We start from the raw sequence: 1,637 nt of genomic DNA on the forward strand, positions 1-1,637 counted from the left end.
GAGACCGTTAAATATTTCGTGTCAAAATAATTCTGATAAGAGAAATCCTATCGCACCAGTTTAGCTATTGCAACAGCAAGAGCATTTTTCTTCACTATCTTTATCAGCGTAGAGCTTGATTAAGCTTTTAATATCTTTTGAACAACATTTACCGGACGGATTTAGCTCTTTACAACTACTTCCAGTACAAGCTTTAGTTGATTCTTTGATTTTTGATAAAGTATCATTTCCATTTTTTATAGCATCTACAATAGTTTTTTTATCAACTTCTATGCAATAGCACACAAACTCTGAATCATTAGCTTCTAACCAATTTGTCATATCAAAAGTCCTTTAAATGTTTCTATCATATTATATCATCACTTAAATTTTAAGCTCATTATTAAGCCTCCCTTCAAAGAATATTGCCAATTGGGAAAGGGTTAAACTCCAATTCCACACTGGCATAGTCCATTTTTTCTCTGCATTTTTAATACCCATATAAAGTAATTTCAGAAGTGAATTTTCATTAGGGAATGCTCCTTTTGTTTTGGTGAGTTTACGAAATTGGCGATGCACTGACTCAATAATATTGGTGGTATATATGACTTTTCGAATCTCTGGCGGGTACTTAAAATAGACAGATAAGTTTTCCCATTTATTTTGCCAAGATTGAATCACGATAGGATATTTTTTACCCCATTTTTCATCTAATTTTACAAGTTCATCTTCTGCTAATTCTTTGGTTGTTGCTTGATAAACACATTTGAGATCTTTCATAAATTCTTTATGGTTTTTAGAAGCTACATAACGCATTGAATTGCGTATTTGATGGATAATGCATAGTTGCACTTCTGTTTTTGGGAAAATGGTCTTAATGGCTTCAGGGAAGCCTTTTAGTCCGTCAACAGAAGCAATGAGTATATCTTTGAGACCTCGGTTATTTAAATCAGTCAAGACCGAGAGCCAAAAATTTGCCCCTTCATTTTCTGATAGATAAAGTCCAAGTATCTCTTTTTTACCATCCATTCCAACACCAAGGATGGTATAGACTGCCTTAGAGATATATTTACCACCATCTTTGATTTTATAGTGTATGGCATCAAGCCATACAAAAGGATACATACTATCCAGTGGGCGAGCTTGCCACTGTTTTACTTTATCAATGATTTTATCGGTAATGGCACTGATGGTTGCTGTGGAAATTGATACTTGATAAATGTCTTCAATGTGGGATGATATATCTGTATAGCTCATCCCAAGACCATACATTGAAAGTATTTTTTCTTCAATTTCATCTGAAATAGTTGTTTGATGTTTTTTAACGATTTGAGGCTCAAAGGTTCCATTTCTATCGCGAGGGGTTTCAAGTTCAAAGGAACCATCACTGGTTCCTTTGATTGTTTTCTTATTAAAACCATTTCTTCGGTTAGATTTCCCACTTAGAATATCATTGGCAATATGTGATTCTACCTCTGCTTCAAGTGCTGCTTCTGTGAGTTGTTTAATAAGTGGAGCTAAAAGTCCATCTTTACCTGTAAGTCTTTTTCCTCTTTTGTATTGTTCCAATATTTCATTGAAATCAAAACTTAATTGTTCTTCCATTGTCAATCCTTAATATTATTTTACCAAGTTGACACGGAATTTCTAACACTCCC

At 33.8% G+C, this 1,637-nt stretch carries 2 protein-coding genes; both read right to left on the reverse strand.

Annotated elements, in window-relative coordinates:
- Positions 1-60: 60 nt before the first annotated feature.
- Positions 61-321, reverse strand: coding sequence for a (2Fe-2S)-binding protein (locus tag V7Q04_RS13100; protein ID WP_333805659.1), 261 nt, complete (start codon positions 319-321; stop codon positions 61-63).
- A gap of 42 nt (positions 322-363) precedes the next feature.
- Complete coding sequence (locus V7Q04_RS13105; RefSeq protein ID WP_333805660.1) at positions 364-1,584, reverse strand: IS256 family transposase; 1,221 nt, start codon at positions 1,582-1,584, stop codon at positions 364-366.
- Positions 1,585-1,637: the final 53 nt, after the last annotated feature.

This window comes from Sulfurospirillum sp. (assembly GCF_036802865.1).
Taxonomy (GTDB): Bacteria; Campylobacterota; Campylobacteria; order Campylobacterales; family Sulfurospirillaceae; genus Sulfurospirillum.